This window comes from Flavobacterium sp. (assembly GCF_004211145.1).
Taxonomy (GTDB): domain Bacteria; phylum Bacteroidota; class Bacteroidia; order Flavobacteriales; family Flavobacteriaceae; genus Flavobacterium.
The window spans coordinates 1-16,970 of record NZ_SEBS01000055.1; the positions used below are offsets into that span (position 1 = coordinate 1).

Here is a 16,970-nt window from a genome sequence, read left to right on the forward strand (position 1 = left end):
TTCAAGAACAACGCGACAGGTGAAGTCGTGACCGTATCGGGAAACAGGCCGAGTTGTTCGAGTACGAGATAAATCCGGTCAAGCCCGAATGAAATCCCGACGCCGCTCATGTTTTTGAGCCCGAAAATTCCCGTCAAATCGTCGTAACGACCGCCGCCTCCGATCGAACCCATGTTGACTCCTGAAGCCGAAACCTCGAAGATCGCTCCCGTGTAATAATTGAGCCCGCGCGCCAACGTGACGTCGAGATCCAAAATGGATACCCGAAGACCGAGCGCCGCGATGTTGTCGCAGATGAAACGGACTTCCTCGATTCCTTTTTTCCCTTCGTCGGACGATGCCAGAAGCGTTGAAAGCTGGTCGAGTTTTTCATTCACGTTTCCGGAGAACGAGAACAACGGCTTCACTTTCTCGATCGCCTCGCTCGAAATTCCTTTCTCGAGCATTTCCGTTTTCACGCCGTCCTCGCCTATCTTGTCGAGTTTATCGAGCGCGACCGTGAAATCGATGAGTTTGTCCTTGGCTCCGATGACCTCGGCTATGCCCGACAATATCTTGCGGTTGTTGATCTTGATCGTCGCGTTCTCCAATCGCAAATCGGCAAACACCGAATCGTACAGTTGCACGAGCTCGACTTCCTGCCACAGCGAGGTCGAACCTACGACGTCGGCGTCACACTGGTAGAACTCACGGAAACGCCCGTTCTGCGGACGATCGGCGCGCCAAACCGGCTGGATCTGGTAACGCTTGAAAGGGAATTGTATGTCGTTCTGGTGTTGGACGACGTAACGCGCGAACGGTACGGTCAAATCGTAACGCAAAGCCTTTTCAGAAATCGACGACGTCAATCGCAAACTATCCTTATTGGCGAGGAAATTCTCGTCGGCTTTTGCCAAATAATCCCCGGAATTCAAAATCTTGAAAATCAAACGATCGCCTTCTTCTCCGTATTTCCCCATCAAGGTTTCCGAATTCTCGAAACTCGGCGTCTCTATCGGCTGGTATCCGAACTTCTCGAAGTTGGTCTTCATGATATTCGAAATGTATTGTCGTTTGGCGACGACCTCGGGCGAAAAATCGCGTGTTCCTTTTGGTATGCCTGTTTTTTGTGCCATTGTGTTTTGTTGTGAGCGGCAAATATCGGACTAAATAGTTGAAAGTCGAAAGTCGAAAGTCGAAAGTCGAGCGGACAACGACTCATTTTAGACGAAAACCGATTTCTGATCAACACGGAAATGTGGCCGACAAAAAAATCGATTGTTAACAACAAAAATCCGGCGACCGCAAAAGCGTTAGCCGGGTTTAAAATCATCTAAGATTTTCGCAGCAATTTCATCTTTGAATTTACCTACAAATAATTGGATCTTAGCACAGATTTCCTCTTACCTTCTGTCCTTTCAACTTTAGACTTTCGACTTTCGACTTTCGACTTTCGACTTTAGACTTTAGACTTTAGACTTTCGACTTTCGACTTTTCCAAAAAATGTTCAAATTCCAGTCGAAACATAAAGTCAATTTTCCATGTATAATTCATCTTTGAATTCACCGACAAATAATCGTATTTTAGCACAAATTTCGTCCTGTCTTCTGTCCTTTCGACTTTCGACTTTCGACTTTCGACCAAAAAAATGTTCAAACTTCTCCGCGAAAATATCCGCATCGCCATGGGTTCCATCAAAACGCAATTGCTGCGTACGGTGCTCACGGTATTCATCATCGGCATCGGGATCATGGCGCTCGTCGGGATTTTGACGGTCGTTTCGGCTCTTGAAAATACGCTTTCGAACGATTTTGCGTCGATGGGCGCGAACACGTTTGACGTGAACCAATACGATTTCAGCCAACAATACGACGGCGACCAAAGCGACAAGCGCGCGAATCCCGTGATCACGTTTGCGCAGGCGAAACAATTCAAGGACAAATACGATTTCCCATTCACGTCGGTCTCGCTGTCGTTTACCGCGACGGGAGGCGCTGAAGTCAAATACGAATCCGAGAAGACCGACCCAAATATCTCGGTCGTCGGCGCCGATGAAATGTTCCTTCCGAACAAAGGCCTCGAGATCTCACAAGGCCGGAATTTCACGACGTTCGACGTCCAGAACAACGCTTACGTTTGTATCGTCGGTTCCGATTTCGAGAAAGGATTATTAAAAAATACGAACCCTATCGATAAGGTGATCTCGATCCGAGGCGCGAGATTCCGCGTGATCGGCGTGCTCAAGGAAAAAGGTTCGACGTTCGGAAACAGCCAGGATTTGCGCGTGATCATCCCAATCCAGGTCGCGCGTTCGCTGTTCACGTCGCCCAACATCAATTACAGCGTGAGCACGATGGTGACCAAAAAGGAATTGCTCAACGACGCGGTCGACAAGGCGTTGCTCACGATGCGCAATATCCGAGGACTCAATCCCGTCCAGGAAAATAATTTCGGGATTTCAAGAAGCGATGAACTCTTGAACCAGATCGCCGAAATGACGGGTTATCTGAATACGGCCGCATGGGTAATCGGGATCATCACGATTTTCGGTTCGTCGATCGCGCTCATGAACATCATGCTCGTTTCGGTTACTGAAAGGACGCGTGAAATCGGCGTCAGGAAAGCGCTCGGAGCGAAACGCAACACGATCGCCGTGCAGTTTTTCATAGAAACTTTGGTGATCGGGCAAATCGGCGGATTGGTCGGGATGTTCTTTGGTATCTTGATCGGCGCAGGCCTTTCAAGCTTGCTCAACTTCAATTTTACCGTGCCTTGGGGCGCAATCCTCGCGGCATTTTCAACGGCGTTCGCGGTCGCGATCATCTCGGGTTTATATCCGGCCGTGAAGGCGTCACGCCTCGACCCTATCGAAGCCTTGCGTTACGAGTAGACTTTCGGCGCGCACTTTATCATGCGGTCGTTCCCGTAAATATCCTGTCGCAATTCGATTTCGTGAAACCCTTTGCTTTCGAGCATTTCGATGGTTTCGGCTGACAGATATTGGTTGATTTCGAAATAGAGTTTTCCATTTTCAGAAAGATGTTCCGACGCCAAGTCAGCGATTTTCCGATAAAAAACCAAAGCATCGTCATCGGCCACGAACAACGCCAAATGCGGCTCGTTCTCGAGAACGTTCGGTTTGATTTCACGCTTTTCGAGGTTTCGGACATAAGGCGGATTGGAAACGATGATGTCGAATTTCTTACTCAGATCATCGGTTTTCAGGATGTCGGTTTTGATAAAGTCGACTCGAACTTCATTTCGGTTTGCGTTTCGGTTCGCAACGTCTAAGGCTTCACTCGAAACATCGATCGCCGAAACGTTCGCATCGTGTAGATTCTTCGCCAACGAAATCGCGATGCAACCGCTTCCCGTGCCGATATCCAAAATTTCAGGACTTCCCGAAAACTCGTAATCCTTGACGATCCAATCGACGAGTTCTTCGGTTTCAGGCCGCGGGATCAACACGCTCGGATTCACTTCGAATTCCAAACCGAAAAAATGCGCGCTACCTATTATATATTGAATCGGAATGTGGTTTTGGAGTTTCCTGAAAGCGTCGTCCCATTTTTGGAGTTCGTCCGACGAAAATTCCAGGTTCGGATCCATCGCCAGATCGACGCGCTTCAACCCGCGAAAATCCTCGAGCAACAGATAAAAAAAACTCTCGGCCTCGATCGCATCGTAATCGGCCGTCAATCCCAAAATAAACCTGTCCCTAAACGTCCTTACAAGCACATCTCCAATTATTACTTATTACCTATTAATTGTCAATTGTCAATTATCAATTGTCAATTGTCAATTATCAATTGTCAATTGTCAATTCCAATTCCCGCAACATCCAAACCGTACAACTCGTATGTCCCGTTCCGCCCAACGGTCGCTCGATATTCCTGAATCCCGATTTTCGATATAACGCTTGGGCCTCATTCATGTACGGTAGCGTTTCGAGATAGCATTTTTCATATCCGAAATCGCGTGCGGCTTCCAAACATTTCGCCATCATCATTTTCCCGAAACCGCGGCCTCTCGCCTGTTTTGAAAAATACATTTTCTGGAGTTCGCAGATCGATTCGTCGGCGTTTGCCAAAGGTGCGATTCCCGCGCTGCCGATGACGTTTCCGTTTTCAGTCAACACGAAATACACGGATTTCGGCACGTTGTATGTTTCGAACATTCGGTCCAATTCCGGATCGGCATACGCCGTCCCGACTTTGGGCGCGCCGTATTCCACGAGCGTTTCGCGAATGATTCTCGCGACGTCGGCATTATCATCTTGTGTGATTTTACGGATTTCGATGTAGTCCATGTCGCAAAAATACGACGAATATCGTACAACTTCGGCCAAAATAAAATCGAAGAATGGAGTACATTTGTGGTATGCCGAACCACGAAATCTTCATGAAGCGTTGCATCGAACTCGCCAAAAACGGCCTGGGCACGACGTATCCGAACCCGATCGTGGGAAGCGTGATCGTACACGACGGCAAAATTATCGGCGAAGGCTGGCATAAAAAAGCCGGTGAAGCGCATGCCGAGGTCAATGCCGTGAATTCGGTCAAAGACAAATCGCTGCTTAAGGACGCGACGATCTACGTGAGTCTTGAACCGTGCAGCCATTTCGGGAAAACGCCTCCGTGTTGCGATCTGATCATCGCGAACGGAATTCCGAACGTCGTCGTGGGAACGGTCGATCCGAATGAAAAAGTCGCCGGAAACGGCATTCGGAAATTAAAAGAATCGGGCAAAAATGTGATCGTCGGAATCCTGCAAAACGAATGTGACGAACTCAACAAACGCTTTTTCACGTTCCAAAATAAAAAACGGCCATACATCATCCTGAAATGGGCGCAAAGTCGTGATGGTTTCATTTCGCCCGCGACTAAAACCGAAGCGAAACCCGTTTGGCTCACGAATCAATATTCGCGTCAACTCGTGCACAAATGGCGAACCGAGGAACAGGCGATCCTCGTCGGAACGCAAACCGCTATCGATGACAATCCATCGCTTACTTCGCGGGATTGGGCAGGTTCTAATCCAAACCGTATAGTTATCGACAGGTCGCACAGGATTCCGAAAGAAAATCATATATTTGATAATCAGGCAAAAACCATCGTTTTGAGCAGCTCCGATTTGGGACATGCGCAAACCGGGATAGTCGATTTCGAGGATAACGCAATTTCGAGTATTTGCGATATCTTATATAGGAACGATATACAATCGGTGATTATCGAAGGCGGACGCGAGACGCTGCAACGTTTCATCGATGCCGGGATTTGGGATGAGGCGCGCGTTTTCACATCGGGCATCGAACTCGAAAACGGAACTGTCGCACCGATCCTGAATCGAAAATACGAGCACAAGGAAAGTATTTTAGCGGACGAACTTTTAATCTATCGCAACCATGATCAACACAATTATCTTTGACTTCGGCGACATTTTCGTAAACCTGAACAAGGAAGCTTCGATCGAGGCATTTCGGAAATTGGGCATCGACGGCCCGAATGATGAACTCGTAGAACTCAATGATAAATTTGAAAAAGGCCAGATATCCGAAGATAAATTCCTCAACGGTTTTTTGAAATTCATTCCCGATGCTTCGATCGACGACATCCGTCACGCCTGGAATCTGGTGATCGGCGAATTCCCGCTCGAACGTTTGGAGTTTTTGCAGATGTTGTGCGGACGATACCGAATGTTCCTGTTGACGAACACCGATGCGATCCACATCGCGCACTTTGAAGAACTTGTCGGCTCGACGTTCGCGGGTGATTTTTACCGATGTTTTGAAAAAGTCTACTATTCATACGAAATGGGAATGCGCAAACCCGACGTGGAAATCTACAACTACATCGTGCGCAAACACGACCTTTCGCCAAAGCGCACCCTGTTCATCGACGACAAGAAAGAAAACACCGACGCCGCGCGCCAAGCCGGTTTACAGGTTTGGAACCTACAGGTCGGACAGGAAGATGTCGTACATTTGTTCGAGAAAAAATTCGAGACCGCTTAATTGGACGACACTTACAAAACCATTGCATTTCCCTCTCACGAGACGCTTTACAAGGAAAAGAACAGCAAGTTCTTCGGGTATGCATTTCCCATAACGAACGAAGAAGAAGTCAAATCTCATTTGGAAACTTTACGGAAACAACATCAGGGCGCGGGACATTTTTGCTACGCGTTCCAGATCGGGACCGAAAAAATCCAGTACCGCGCCAACGACGACGGTGAACCTTCGAACTCGGCCGGAATGCCGATTTACGGGCAGATCCAATCGTTTGGGTTGACAAATGTGTTGATCGTCTCGGTTCGGTTTTTTGGTGGTGTGAAGCTCGGAGTCGGCGGGTTAATTTCAGCGTATCGAACGTCGGCGCAAATGGCGATCGAGGCTTCTGAGATCGTCGAGAGGACGATTGATCTTAATTATGTCGTGTCGTTTGAGTATAAAGATATCAACAAAGTCATGCGGATTATTCGCGAGAAAAACCTCAACGTCGTTTCACAGAGAATGGAAATGAATTGTGAGGTGACGTTTTCGGTACGAAAGAAAAATGCGGATTCCGCGGTCGGGGCGTTTGATGCGGTTTTTGGGGTATTGGTAAAAGCTGTTGAATAAATTGGAAATGCTTCACATTCGGATTATTTCCCGAATGCGAAACACCAAAATCACCTTAACGCAATCGGATTGATAACGACATCAATCAACCTCGTTTTCAAAGTTTTCAAGGATGGTTTTTATGTATTCCGGAGGCAAAACGGGACGGCCTGTTTTAGTGTCGACGAACACCAAAATGAAATGCGCAGTTGTCAACAATTCGCCCGTCTCACTTTCGATTTTGCAGTCGAATTCAATCTTGACCGAAGCATGTCGTTTTAGCTTAGTTTTAACAATTAAAAGGTCGTCGTATCGCGCGGGTTTTTTGTAATTTAAGTGCATCGACACAATGGGCAATGCGATACCGTTTTCTTCCATCGTTTTGTAGGAAACGCCCAGTTTTCGAAGCCACTCCACGCGTCCTATCTCGAAATAAGGAACATAACTGCCGTGATAAACGACGCCCATTTGGTCAGTTTCGGAATAGCGCACGCGCACCTCGATTTGGTCTTCTTGCATATTTATTGATAATGAAATTTTAACATTTTTCTAACGCTCCGCTTACAATAATATTTTCGAAAAATCAATCCTCGAAATATTTTTTTTTAACGATTTTTGTTCACATATTTGTTCTCCCGAATGAGGTACAAAAGACGCCACTTACCTTTTGTAAGATAACCTTTAATAATTAACACTTTTATAGTCATTTATGAGCAAAACTGCGCAATCGGTATGGGAAAATTGTCTGTCATTTATAAAAGACAATATCCAAGAGCAGGCCTACAAAACCTGGTTCGAACCAATCAAGTCAGTTGAGCTCACCGACAACGCACTTTATATCCAGGTCCCAAGTAAATTCTTCTACGAATGGCTTGAGGAACATTATGTGAAATTGCTAAAAGTGGCCTTGACGAAAGAACTCGGGAAAAACGCAAAGTTACTCTATAAAATCAAAATGGAGAACACTTACGGCAACAAACAACCGTTCACGGAACAGTTGCCAAGCGCTCATCGTTCACCGATGCGTGCGCAAGAGGTTGATGCCCCGGTTCGTAATTTGAGCCCGGAACTCAAAAATCCGTTTGTTATTCCAGGGATCCGCAACCTTAAGATCGAATCACAACTCAACCCGAATTATAGTTTCGATAATTTCCTTGAAGGCGACTCAAACCGTTTGGCCCGCTCAGCCGGTATGGCCGTGGCGAACAAGCCCGGAGGAACGTCGTTCAACCCGCTTTTGATTTTCGGAGGCGTCGGTTTGGGAAAAACGCATTTGGCGCACGCCATCGGTGTCGAGATCAAAGACAAATACCCGGAGAAAACCGTGCTGTACATTTCGGCCGAAGTTTTCACCCAACAATACATCGACTCGGTCAAGAAAAACAACCGTAACGACTTCATCCACTTCTATCAACTGATCGACGTGTTGATTATCGACGACGTACAATTCTTGTCGGGCAAATCAGGAACGCAGGACGTGTTCTTCCACATTTTCAACTATCTGCACCAAAACGGAAAGCAAGTCATCTTGACCTCCGACAAAGCGCCCGTTGACATGCAGGACATCGAACAACGCTTGCTATCGCGTTTCAAATGGGGATTGTCGGCCGAATTGCACCAACCCGATTACGAAACCCGTGTTTCCATCCTAAAAAACATCCTGTATCGCGACGGCGTCGAAATGCCCGACGATATCATCGAATACGTAGCGCGTAACATCAAAACAAACGTGCGCGAACTCGAAGGCGCGATCATATCGCTGATTGCCCAATCGTCCTTCAACAAAAAGGAAGTCACGTTGGACTTGGCGAAGAACGTCGTCGAGAAATTCGTAAAGAACGTAAAGCGCGAAATCTCTATCGAATACATCCAAAAGATCGTATCCGATTATTTCCAGCTCGACATTGAGACGCTTCAATCGAAAACGAGAAAACGTCATGTCGTACAAGCGCGTCAATTGGCCATGTTCTTCGCGAAGAAATTCACGAAAGCATCGCTAGCGAACATCGGTTCACAAATTGGCGATCGCGACCACGCTACAGTCCTGCACGCTTGCAAGACGGTTGACAACTTGGTTTCGACCGACAAGCAGTTCAAGAAATTCGTCGAGGACATCAACAAGAAACTCTCCCTGTAACAATGCCGGTTAAGATTCTCATGGTCTGCCTTGGAAACATTTGTCGTTCTCCGTTGGCAGAAGGATTGCTCGCATCGAAACTTCCCAAGGATAAATTTTTCGTCGATTCGGCCGGAACAGGCGATTGGCACGTCGGCTCTTTGCCTGATGAACGCTCGATCGATGTGGCCAAACGCAACGGACTCGACATTTCGCACCAACGCGGACGGCAGTTCAGGACATCGGATTTCGACGAGTTCAATCATATCTATGTGATGGACGCGAGTAATTACCGCAACGTTCTCGCGTTGGCCAAGACCGACGAACACCGACAAAAAGTAAAACTCATCCTCGACGAACTTTTCCCCGGAGAAAACATGGACGTTCCCGATCCGTATTTCGGACTGCACGACGGTTTCAATTCGGTGTACGGAATGCTCAACGAAGTGACTGAAAATATCGCCGACAAACTAAAACGCGACCATCCATGAAGCCGTTTACCGTTCTTGGAAAATTATACCTTATCCCGACGACGCTTGGCGAGAACGACGATCCCAACGACGTGTTGCCGCAAACCATAAAACGCACGATCGACTTCATCGCCGACTACATCGTCGAAAATGAAAAGACCGCGCGCCGCTTCATCAAGACAGTCCATCCCGAGAAAAAACAGCCCGAGCTCCGCATTTCTTTGCTCAACAAACGCACCGAGGAAAGCGAACTTATACAAATGATCGAACCTTTACTGCACGGCAAAAACGTCGGACTCATGAGCGAAGCCGGCTGTCCCGGAGTTGCAGATCCCGGAGCCGCGATCGTGAAACTCGCGCATGAAAAAGGAATACAGGTCATTCCATTGGTCGGGCCGTCATCGATTTTACTCGCACTCATGGGGTCGGGAATGAACGGCCAGAGCTTCGCGTTCAACGGCTATTTGCCGATCGACAAAGCCGAGCGAAAAACCGCGATCAAGAACTTCGAAAAACTCTCGCACGACAAAAACCAATCGCAACTCTTCATCGAAACGCCGTATCGTAACAATAAATTCGTAGAGGATCTGCTCGTCTCACTCCAACCGAGCACGTTGCTCTGCATCGCGGCCGACATTACGCTGCCGACCGAATTCATCCGCACGTTGCGCGTCGCCGATTGGAAAAAACATGTACCTGATCTACAGAACCGTCCCGCGATTTTCATCATCCACAAGAATTAACTAACTTGTCACGACGTAATCTCGCGACATGAAAAAACTTCTACTTCTCGTTATTCTGGCGGCCGGCTTTTCGTGTAAAAAAAGCGCGGACGAATCCCAAGCCAATACAAAACCATCGTTCGATTATTTGCTCGGCGATTGGGCGAGATCAAATGACGAACCGGGTCAAAGCACCTTTGAAAGTTGGCGAAAGAAAAACGACTCGGTGTACAGCGGGATCGGATTCACGCTCAAAGACAAGGACACGATCTGGCTGGAAAACGTCGAAATCGCAAACGATGGCCGACATTGGAATTTTTCGGTAACGCCAAAAGGCTCAATAAAGGTCACGCCTTTCCAATTGACGGACATCGAACCCGACGGTTTTACGTGCAAAAACGATAAGAACGAATTTCCGAAGCGGATCAAATATAAAGTCACGCACGATAAGATCCACGCTGTCATCTCAGGAGCCGGAAATCCGGATGTTGCTTTCGAATTCGATCGCATTCGATAATTCCTCTTATATCGCTGATATCAAACATTCCTGCCAAACCCATACAAATTCCGACTCATGAAGACCTACAAAAACCTCGCATTCGTTGCCATTTTCGCACTATTCAACATCACCATTTCGGCCCAAAAAGCGGTCGCCGAAAAAGCGATATCAGGCTGCTGGAAATTGGTCGATTTCGCAATCACACCCGCGCCAGCCGAAATGGAGCAGATGAAAAAAGAAGCGTTAAACGGCACGATCTGCATGGAAAACGGAAAGTTCACGACCAAAAAATCCGACGGAACGACGTCGGCGACAGGCGTTTACAGTATTTCGGAAGACGGCAAAACCATCAACCAAAAAATGGACGGAATGCTCGACGACATGGAAACGCCCGACGGGAAAATCGTAAAGCTCACCGCAACCGAATTCGTGATCCAGGCAGATGATGCGACCATGCGCTTCGAAAAGATAAAACCATAAAAAAACCTGCCGAACGACAGGTTTGAATTTTTTAGGACATTCGGCGTTCGAAACTCTTACATCTTTACGATCGCATTGCTGTCGGCGACGATGCCCGTAGTTTCGTAACCCCCGAAAGTACGCATGTAACTGCGGATCGACGTGCCGTAACCGTCGCGTAAATAACGCGTGCCGTTGCTCTTGAAGAATCGTTTTACCGAACCCGCTCCACCCAAATGCGCAGCGGCCAAAATTCCCGATTCGGTTACTTTGATGCCCGCCACGGTCTTGCCTTCGTATTTGGCAATCTCGTCGCGCAATTCGTATTTGTTCTTCGCACACAAGGCCTCGAACGCTTTTTCCTGCAAGGCCGGATTGCGTAGGAAGTTATTGAAATCCTTGATTCCTATAGCGCGCAACGCCGATTTCCCGAACTGGTATTTGCCCATATACCCGAAAGTATTGACCAAGCGATACTGTCCTTGCGACTCACGGAAGGCGATGGCCTCTTTGTAAGCGACGAAGAATTTACCGGTAAAAGGAACGTCGAGGTTGTTGTAATCGGAAGTGCTTAACGACGGGTAGCTATAAGAGAGTTTATCCTCGCCTTTGGTGCTGAACCAATCGTGATTTTCGAGTTGAAAAGGTTTAAAACCATAACTCAGGAACGCAATAGTGGTAATAATGCTAATGTAATATGCCCATTTCTTATACATACTTTGGTTTTCTTCCAGCTGGCGTAACCGTTTTGGCTTTGGGGCGAAACCGGGTTAACCTTTTGTGACAAAGCTACTTGTAAGTAATCTCTGCACAATTTCAAGGTACCGAAACTGGAAATTTCTGCGGGGGCAAATATACAACAATAAAACAAATGCTGAAAATCAATCAGTTAATGTTTTCTAAAAATACAATGGATGGAATTTAACATCGCCGCGACCATTAATCTCCACGGTCGGTGCAGGAATCTTTATCACGTTGACTAACGAGAACAAAGTTTTCAACAAATGAGATTTTGTGTGAATTTTCGTCAGGTCGGCGTCGAGCGAAAAATAGAATTGACGCATTTGTTCTTTCTCGGGCAGGAACACGTTGTTTGTCGGGACATCTTTTCCCGTCACCATTCCCGTGGCTCCGTATCCGACGGCGACGTTGAACCATTTCGGAATCTTCGAGCCCTTGAAAAACGAATGCACGTTGGCCGATAGCCAATACGTCTGACCGTTGTAATCCTTGAAAATCTGCTCGTTGTACGTGCTGCCCAGAACATCGGGACGAGCCGAAGCGTAGGGCGTTTTATGGAACGAAAACTTCGGCGTGATGCGCTGTTCATCCCACAACAATTCCTGTCCGATGAACAAAAGCGTTCCTCCGGCATTGGCCGCGAGATCTCCCGTCGACGCGCCCCATTCTTGCGAGAATCCGTCGAAAATCTCGATCGCCGACACGAAAACGAAACCCGTCGCGGCGCCGTAAATCTTTCGGTTCCTGTCGCTCATGCCGCTCCATGCGAACAGGTTGCTGCTGAAATTCGACAGATGGTAGGATGAAAATACGTGTCCTGCCTTGTCCATCTGCATCCATTCGGCGTTGTCGTTGATGAAATGAAAATCGGATTTGTCGTAATCGGCGTACCAAAGTTGGTTGAGCGCCGCATAGGTTCCGACCGCAAACACCGCTTCGCCTATGATTACCGAATTGCGTCGGGTGACATTCAACGAATCGGCGGGTTTCAGGAAATTTTCAACGCCATTCTGCGCCGACAAGCCCGCCGCCAAAAAGCAGCAAATCCATAAATATATAGATTTGGCGCGCCTCACGTCTATCGTTTGATGCCTTGACTGTTGATCCAAGCCACGTATTTCTGACGATTCGCCTCGTGCTGGGCCGGAGTGACCGCGAATTCGTGATACCCGAAATTGGTCACGCTCGCACAAAAGTAAATGTAGTTGTGTTTTTCAGGATTCAAGACCGCGTCGATCGCCGTAATGTCGGGCATCGCGATCGGGCCCGGCGGCAAACCCGCGTACATATACATATTATAAGGAGAATCGGTTGCGAGATCCTTATTGAGCACGCGTTTGATGACTTGGTTCCAGTCGCCCGAATTCTTCTTCACGGCATAAATCACCGTCGGATCGGCTTCGAGTTTCATTCCTTTGTCGAGTCGGTTCAGGTAAACCCCGGCCACGCGCGGACGCTCGTCGCTCTTCACGGTTTCCTTGTGCACGATCGACGCAAGTGCCGAAACCTGCAAAGGCGTCAAGTTAAGCGCTTCGGCTTTGGCGGTACGGTCAGCGTTCCAGAACTTGCGGTATTCCTTTGCCATGCGGTCGCGGAATTTGTCGGCGTTCGTGTTCCAGAAAAACTCGTACGAATTCGGGATGAAAATACTCAATACGTTTTCCTTCGTGAATCCGTTCTCAGCGAGGAATTTCTCGTCGGTGAATGATTTCATGAGGCTCGTGCTGTCAGCTTCGATCTGAGAACCGATGCGGCCCGCGAAATCCTCGAGCCGTTCCTGGTTGTTGAAAGCGATATCGACGGGAACCGGCTGGCGCAACGAATTGATGATATCGTTGTTGTTCATTCCTTTTTTAAGGACGAATTTCCCCGCTTTTATGTTCGTGACGTACGACTTCTTCTCGGCCGTCGTCTCAAATTTTTCCAAATCCTTTACATACGGTTTCACGATGTCCTTGACGGCCGTGAAATCGGAATTCGTCGGAATGAAAACCGCGATTTCGTTGTCATTGAAACTCGTGTTCGATGCAAAAATATTGCGGTAAAGAATGTATCCGTAGATGATGGCGCCCGTCACGATTACGACGGAAACGATGCCTATTATTTTTTTGAAATTCACTTTTTGTCGTTGATTTATTCCGCTGCGCTCCATCAGTTCGGCTACGCCTCGGGTGTTGAATCGTTTTATGTTTATTTTGACTTACTTTTTTTCTGTTGGTTATCTAGCAAACCCTGAACCCTGCACTATTTCCTAACCAACTGAAACATCGTCTCGTCCCGGAATTCACCCCTTACCCTATTCCACTGCTTTTTGACCCCGATCTCGACGAAGCCAAATTTAGTAAAAAGCGCGACACTGTTTACATTCGCGGGATCGATATTGGCGTACAGCTGATGCAGCCCTAATTGGATGAACGAATAGTGAAGCAGCTGCTCGAGCGCCTGGCTTCCGTAACCGTTTCCGCGTTCGGCCATGTCTTTTATGATGATTCCGACTCCGGCGCGTTGGTTTCTCGCATCGAAATCGAAAAGGTCGATGAGCCCGATCGCGTCGAACGTCGCCTTCAGACAGATCGCGAGCCTCAATTGCTTGGCTTCGTAAATGTCCTGGTGCGAATTCTCAAGATATTGTTTGACGAGGAACTTGCTGTAAGGCGTTTGCGTATTGCTGAATTCCCAGATCGTTTCGTCGTTTTCGATCGCGTGCACGAATTCGAGATCGTCGGGTTCGAGCGCGCGCAGATAAATATTTTCTCCGGTTAAGGTCAGCATGAGATTTCGCCGTTAAATACGAAAGTCGCTGGCCCGATCAGGAAAACGTCGGTGAATGTACCGTTATCTTTCGTGAAGGAAACCTCGAGCGTTCCGCCTTGTACGTTGATTTTTATGCGATCCGAAGTGGTTTTCCCGAGTACGTTCATCGCAATTGCCACCGCAGTCGCTCCCGTTCCGCACGAAAGCGTTTCATCTTCGACGCCGCGTTCGTAGGTTCGGACCGAGAAACTGCCGTCGGCTTCAGGCTTTACGAAATTAATGTTGCTGCCGGCTTGCCCGTACAATTCACCGTATCGGATTTCAGCACCTCTTGTTTTTACATCGAAGTTCTTGAGATCGTCGACGATTTCGATATGATGCGGCGAACCCGTGTCGAGGAAAATATAGTTAGGCTGTACGTTGACCGAATCGACGTCCTTCATTTGAAGCGAGATGAACCCATCGGAAATATTGGCATAATGCGGTCCATCGGATGCAATGAACTCAGCCGTATCTTCAATCACGCCAAGATGTTGCGCAAATGCGACGAGACAGCGTCCGCCGTTGCCGCACATCGAACCCAAGTTTCCGTCGGCGTTGAAATACACCATGCGAAAATCGGAATCTTTGTCATTTTCTAATAGCAGCAATCCGTCGCCCCCGATGCCAAAACGTCGGTCACATAACTGCGCGACGAGCTTGGTATCGTTTTTGGGAAACGCGAGCGAACGGTTGTCGATCATCACGAAGTCGTTGCCCGTTCCGTGATATTTGGAGAAGGTTATTTCCATAGCTCAAATTTACGAAAGGAATCCGATTAAAAAAGCGCTCGATCGACGCGAAATACAACGTAACGTTAATCATTGTTAAGACGTGGTTAAAGTGATTTCGGCGAAACAATAATCTTCTACTTTTGGTGTTAAATTCTATTATTATAATCAAGCAAATGAAAAAGTTCTCAGGTTTATTCTTAGTGTCTTTGTTAAGTGGCGCTACCACATTGGGCGCTTACAAGCTGTTCATCGAACAGGATGGTTTATCGAACAAAAACGGGATCGTCACGACGGCGCCCGAAAATTATTCACGAACGGTCGGCTTTGGAGGTGCCGAATCGGTCGATTTCACAACGGCTGCCGACAAGGCGGTTCATTACGTAGTCCACGTCAAGAATGTTTCCTACCGACAGGTTTCGCCGATCCAACAATTCATGTACGGATACCGCGGCCAGCAACAGCAGGAACAAGTCGGGACGGGATCGGGCGTAATTATTTCTGAAGACGGTTATATCGTGACGAACAACCACGTGATCAAAGACGCGTCGGAGCTCGAAGTCACGCTGAACAACCGCAAATCGTACAAGGCGAAACTAATCGGGACCGATTCCAAAATGGACATCGCGTTGCTTAAGATCGACGCCGACGAAAAATTGCCTTACACGGCTTTCGCGAATTCCGACAATATTAAGGTCGGAGAATGGGTTCTGGCAGTCGGAAACCCGTACAACTTGACCTCAACCGTTACAGCGGGAATCGTGTCGGCCAAAGCGCGTAATTTATCGGGCGACAGCTTGCAATCGTTCATCCAGACTGACGCGGCCGTAAATCCCGGAAATTCAGGCGGCGCGTTAGTCAATACGAGCGGCGAACTCGTCGGGATCAACACGATGATCTCGTCGATGACAGGTTCTTACGTCGGGTATTCGTTCGCGGTTCCGAGTAATGTCGCGCGTAAGATCGTCGAGGACATCATGGAATTCGGAAATGTGCAACGCGCCATCATCGGCATCCGTGGCACCGAATTGAACAGCGCGATCTCTAAAGAATTCGGCGTGAACCAAACACAAGGGTTTTATGTGGGCGAAGTCACCAAAAATTCGGGAGCCGAAAAAGCGGGCCTCAAAAAAGGCGACATCATCAAGAAACTCGACAACACGAACATTTATTCGTGGGCCGATTTCAACGGAGTCGTGACTACGAAACGCCCGAACGACATCGTTTCGGTAACCTATGTCCGCGACGACAAGACGTTTGAAGTTCCCGTAAAACTCATCAAGAACGAATTTGAAACGATTGACTTCAAAGGACTCGAACTCTCGAATATCGATGCTTCCGACAAGAAACGTTTCAACATAGGCTACGGCGTGCGCATCAACAGCGTCTCGAACGAAAGACTGCAGGAATATGCCGAGGAACTCAAAGGCGGTGTGATACTGTCGATCGGAAACGTGAAGGCGACGAGCGTGGAATCGATTTCCGATTTGACGAAACGCATCGGGGACGAACAATCGGTCCAGGTGCAATTGATGACGAGCAATGGGGAACTCGTTCGGGTTATTTTATAACCTTTTAAGGTAAATCTTTCGACTTTCGACTTTCGACTTTCGACTTTCGACTTTCGACTTTCGACTAAAAAATTAGATTTGGTTGAGCCATCCGGAAACGGGTGGCTTTTTTTATTTCAGATTTTAGATTTGAGTTCCGCGAAGCAATTCACGCACGATCTGTTCGGAAAAAAAACCTCACAAACGTCTCCAAAACAATTTTCATTGCGAAAAAATCAATATTTTCATCAACGAAAACGATTGAAATTTTTACTTTTGCCCCAAATTAATGAAAATCATCAATTTTGAAA

19 protein-coding genes are annotated in these 16,970 nt (G+C 47.7%); 10 read left to right on the forward strand and 9 right to left on the reverse strand.

From position 1 onward, the window contains the following. On the reverse strand, window positions 1-1,115 hold a 1,115-nt coding region (hisS, locus tag EOO50_RS16690; RefSeq protein ID WP_290841427.1), incomplete at its 3' end, for a histidine--tRNA ligase. A gap of 513 nt (window positions 1,116-1,628) precedes the next feature. Between hisS and EOO50_RS16695 the strand changes: the two genes are divergently transcribed. After that, window positions 1,629-2,870 (forward strand): ABC transporter permease, encoded by a 1,242-nt coding sequence (locus EOO50_RS16695; RefSeq protein ID WP_290841428.1) that lies wholly within the window; start codon window positions 1,629-1,631, stop codon window positions 2,868-2,870. On the opposite strand, the gene prmC is transcribed toward EOO50_RS16695, so the two are convergent. Further along, the gene (gene prmC / locus EOO50_RS16700) at window positions 2,861-3,718 is read right to left on the reverse strand and encodes a peptide chain release factor N(5)-glutamine methyltransferase (RefSeq protein ID WP_290841429.1); all 858 of its coding nucleotides are present in this window, start codon (window positions 3,716-3,718) and stop codon (window positions 2,861-2,863) included. The two genes, EOO50_RS16695 and prmC, sit on opposite strands and share 10 nt — an antisense overlap. Window positions 3,719-3,785: 67 nt before the next feature. Next, window positions 3,786-4,289, reverse strand: a complete 504-nt coding sequence (locus tag EOO50_RS16705; protein WP_290841430.1) for a GNAT family N-acetyltransferase — start codon at window positions 4,287-4,289, stop codon at window positions 3,786-3,788. A gap of 71 nt (window positions 4,290-4,360) precedes the next feature. Between EOO50_RS16705 and ribD the strand changes: the two genes are divergently transcribed. Genes ribD through EOO50_RS16720 form a run of 3 tightly spaced genes read left to right on the forward strand, consistent with a single transcriptional unit; the run spans window position 4,361 to window position 6,599 of the window. After that, window positions 4,361-5,407, forward strand: coding sequence for a bifunctional diaminohydroxyphosphoribosylaminopyrimidine deaminase/5-amino-6-(5-phosphoribosylamino)uracil reductase RibD (ribD, locus tag EOO50_RS16710; protein WP_290841445.1), 1,047 nt, complete (start codon window positions 4,361-4,363; stop codon window positions 5,405-5,407). Continuing rightward, a complete protein-coding gene (locus EOO50_RS16715) occupies window positions 5,385-5,993 on the forward strand; it encodes an HAD family phosphatase (protein WP_290841431.1) in 609 nt (202 codons plus the stop codon). The genes ribD and EOO50_RS16715 overlap by 23 nt, the downstream gene beginning before the upstream one ends. Next, complete coding sequence (locus tag EOO50_RS16720) at window positions 5,994-6,599, forward strand: YigZ family protein (RefSeq protein ID WP_290841432.1); 606 nt, start codon at window positions 5,994-5,996, stop codon at window positions 6,597-6,599. Window positions 6,600-6,680: 81 nt separating this feature from the next. Here the strand turns inward: EOO50_RS16720 and EOO50_RS16725 are convergent, their stop codons facing one another. Next, window positions 6,681-7,097 carry a thioesterase family protein gene (locus tag EOO50_RS16725; RefSeq protein ID WP_290841433.1) on the reverse strand — a complete coding sequence of 139 codons (417 nt, stop codon included), beginning with the start codon at window positions 7,095-7,097 and terminating at the stop codon, window positions 6,681-6,683. Between the two features lie 190 nt (window positions 7,098-7,287). Here EOO50_RS16725 and dnaA point away from each other — a divergent pair, with 190 nt between their 5' ends. Genes dnaA through EOO50_RS16750 form a run of 5 tightly spaced genes read left to right on the forward strand, consistent with a single transcriptional unit; the run spans window position 7,288 to window position 10,865 of the window. Continuing rightward, window positions 7,288-8,715 (forward strand): chromosomal replication initiator protein DnaA, encoded by a 1,428-nt coding sequence (gene dnaA / locus EOO50_RS16730; protein WP_290841434.1) that lies wholly within the window; start codon window positions 7,288-7,290, stop codon window positions 8,713-8,715. Between the two features lie 2 nt (window positions 8,716-8,717). Next, complete coding sequence (locus EOO50_RS16735) at window positions 8,718-9,185, forward strand: low molecular weight protein-tyrosine-phosphatase (RefSeq protein WP_290841435.1); 468 nt, start codon at window positions 8,718-8,720, stop codon at window positions 9,183-9,185. Further along, window positions 9,182-9,907: an SAM-dependent methyltransferase gene (locus EOO50_RS16740; protein WP_290841436.1), complete on the forward strand. Its 726-nt coding sequence runs from the start codon at window positions 9,182-9,184 to the stop codon at window positions 9,905-9,907. Before EOO50_RS16735 ends, EOO50_RS16740 begins: the two co-directional genes overlap by 4 nt. A gap of 28 nt (window positions 9,908-9,935) precedes the next feature. Further along, window positions 9,936-10,403 carry a DUF6265 family protein gene (locus tag EOO50_RS16745; RefSeq protein ID WP_290841437.1) on the forward strand — a complete coding sequence of 156 codons (468 nt, stop codon included), beginning with the start codon at window positions 9,936-9,938 and terminating at the stop codon, window positions 10,401-10,403. A 57-nt stretch (window positions 10,404-10,460) separates the two neighbouring features. After that, window positions 10,461-10,865 carry a hypothetical protein gene (locus EOO50_RS16750; protein ID WP_290841438.1) on the forward strand — a complete coding sequence of 135 codons (405 nt, stop codon included), beginning with the start codon at window positions 10,461-10,463 and terminating at the stop codon, window positions 10,863-10,865. A 56-nt stretch (window positions 10,866-10,921) separates the two neighbouring features. Here EOO50_RS16750 and EOO50_RS16755 read toward each other — a convergent pair whose 3' ends face one another. The 5 genes from EOO50_RS16755 to dapF form a co-directional block, all read right to left on the reverse strand. Continuing rightward, window positions 10,922-11,560: a peptidoglycan-binding protein LysM gene (locus tag EOO50_RS16755; protein WP_290841439.1), complete on the reverse strand. Its 639-nt coding sequence runs from the start codon at window positions 11,558-11,560 to the stop codon at window positions 10,922-10,924. Window positions 11,561-11,743: 183 nt separating this feature from the next. Beyond that, window positions 11,744-12,661, reverse strand: coding sequence for a DUF2279 domain-containing protein (locus EOO50_RS16760; RefSeq protein ID WP_290841440.1), 918 nt, complete (start codon window positions 12,659-12,661; stop codon window positions 11,744-11,746). Between the two features lie 2 nt (window positions 12,662-12,663). Beyond that, window positions 12,664-13,704 (reverse strand): endolytic transglycosylase MltG, encoded by a 1,041-nt coding sequence (gene mltG / locus EOO50_RS16765; RefSeq protein WP_290841441.1) that lies wholly within the window; start codon window positions 13,702-13,704, stop codon window positions 12,664-12,666. 125 nt (window positions 13,705-13,829) lie between these two features. Next, on the reverse strand, window positions 13,830-14,357 hold the full coding sequence (locus tag EOO50_RS16770) for a GNAT family N-acetyltransferase (protein WP_290841442.1): 528 nt from the start codon (window positions 14,355-14,357) through the stop codon (window positions 13,830-13,832). Further along, on the reverse strand, window positions 14,351-15,130 hold the full coding sequence (gene dapF / locus EOO50_RS16775) for a diaminopimelate epimerase (protein WP_290841443.1): 780 nt from the start codon (window positions 15,128-15,130) through the stop codon (window positions 14,351-14,353). The genes EOO50_RS16770 and dapF overlap by 7 nt, the downstream gene beginning before the upstream one ends. Window positions 15,131-15,285: 155 nt before the next feature. Here dapF and EOO50_RS16780 point away from each other — a divergent pair, with 155 nt between their 5' ends. Further along, complete coding sequence (locus EOO50_RS16780) at window positions 15,286-16,680, forward strand: trypsin-like peptidase domain-containing protein (RefSeq protein WP_290841444.1); 1,395 nt, start codon at window positions 15,286-15,288, stop codon at window positions 16,678-16,680. Window positions 16,681-16,970 lie beyond the last annotated feature (290 nt).

Excerpts from the sequence above, each read along its gene's own strand:
- EOO50_RS16695 (WP_290841428.1), top strand. The coding sequence starts at position 1,629 with ATGTTCAAACTTCTCCGCGAAAATATCCGCATCGCCATGGGTTCCATC.
- EOO50_RS16705 (WP_290841430.1), bottom strand. The coding sequence starts at position 4,289 with ATGGACTACATCGAAATCCGTAAAATCACACAAGATGATAATGCCGAC.
- ribD (WP_290841445.1), top strand. The coding sequence starts at position 4,361 with ATGCCGAACCACGAAATCTTCATGAAGCGTTGCATCGAACTCGCCAAA.
- EOO50_RS16715 (WP_290841431.1), top strand. The coding sequence starts at position 5,385 with ATGATCAACACAATTATCTTTGACTTCGGCGACATTTTCGTAAACCTG.
- EOO50_RS16725 (WP_290841433.1), bottom strand. The coding sequence starts at position 7,097 with ATGCAAGAAGACCAAATCGAGGTGCGCGTGCGCTATTCCGAAACTGAC.
- dnaA (WP_290841434.1), top strand. The coding sequence starts at position 7,288 with ATGAGCAAAACTGCGCAATCGGTATGGGAAAATTGTCTGTCATTTATA.
- EOO50_RS16735 (WP_290841435.1), top strand. The coding sequence starts at position 8,718 with ATGCCGGTTAAGATTCTCATGGTCTGCCTTGGAAACATTTGTCGTTCT.
- EOO50_RS16740 (WP_290841436.1), top strand. The coding sequence starts at position 9,182 with ATGAAGCCGTTTACCGTTCTTGGAAAATTATACCTTATCCCGACGACG.
- EOO50_RS16745 (WP_290841437.1), top strand. The coding sequence starts at position 9,936 with ATGAAAAAACTTCTACTTCTCGTTATTCTGGCGGCCGGCTTTTCGTGT.
- EOO50_RS16750 (WP_290841438.1), top strand. The coding sequence starts at position 10,461 with ATGAAGACCTACAAAAACCTCGCATTCGTTGCCATTTTCGCACTATTC.
- EOO50_RS16755 (WP_290841439.1), bottom strand. The coding sequence starts at position 11,560 with ATGTATAAGAAATGGGCATATTACATTAGCATTATTACCACTATTGCG.
- EOO50_RS16770 (WP_290841442.1), bottom strand. The coding sequence starts at position 14,357 with ATGCTGACCTTAACCGGAGAAAATATTTATCTGCGCGCGCTCGAACCC.
- dapF (WP_290841443.1), bottom strand. The coding sequence starts at position 15,130 with ATGGAAATAACCTTCTCCAAATATCACGGAACGGGCAACGACTTCGTG.
- EOO50_RS16780 (WP_290841444.1), top strand. The coding sequence starts at position 15,286 with ATGAAAAAGTTCTCAGGTTTATTCTTAGTGTCTTTGTTAAGTGGCGCT.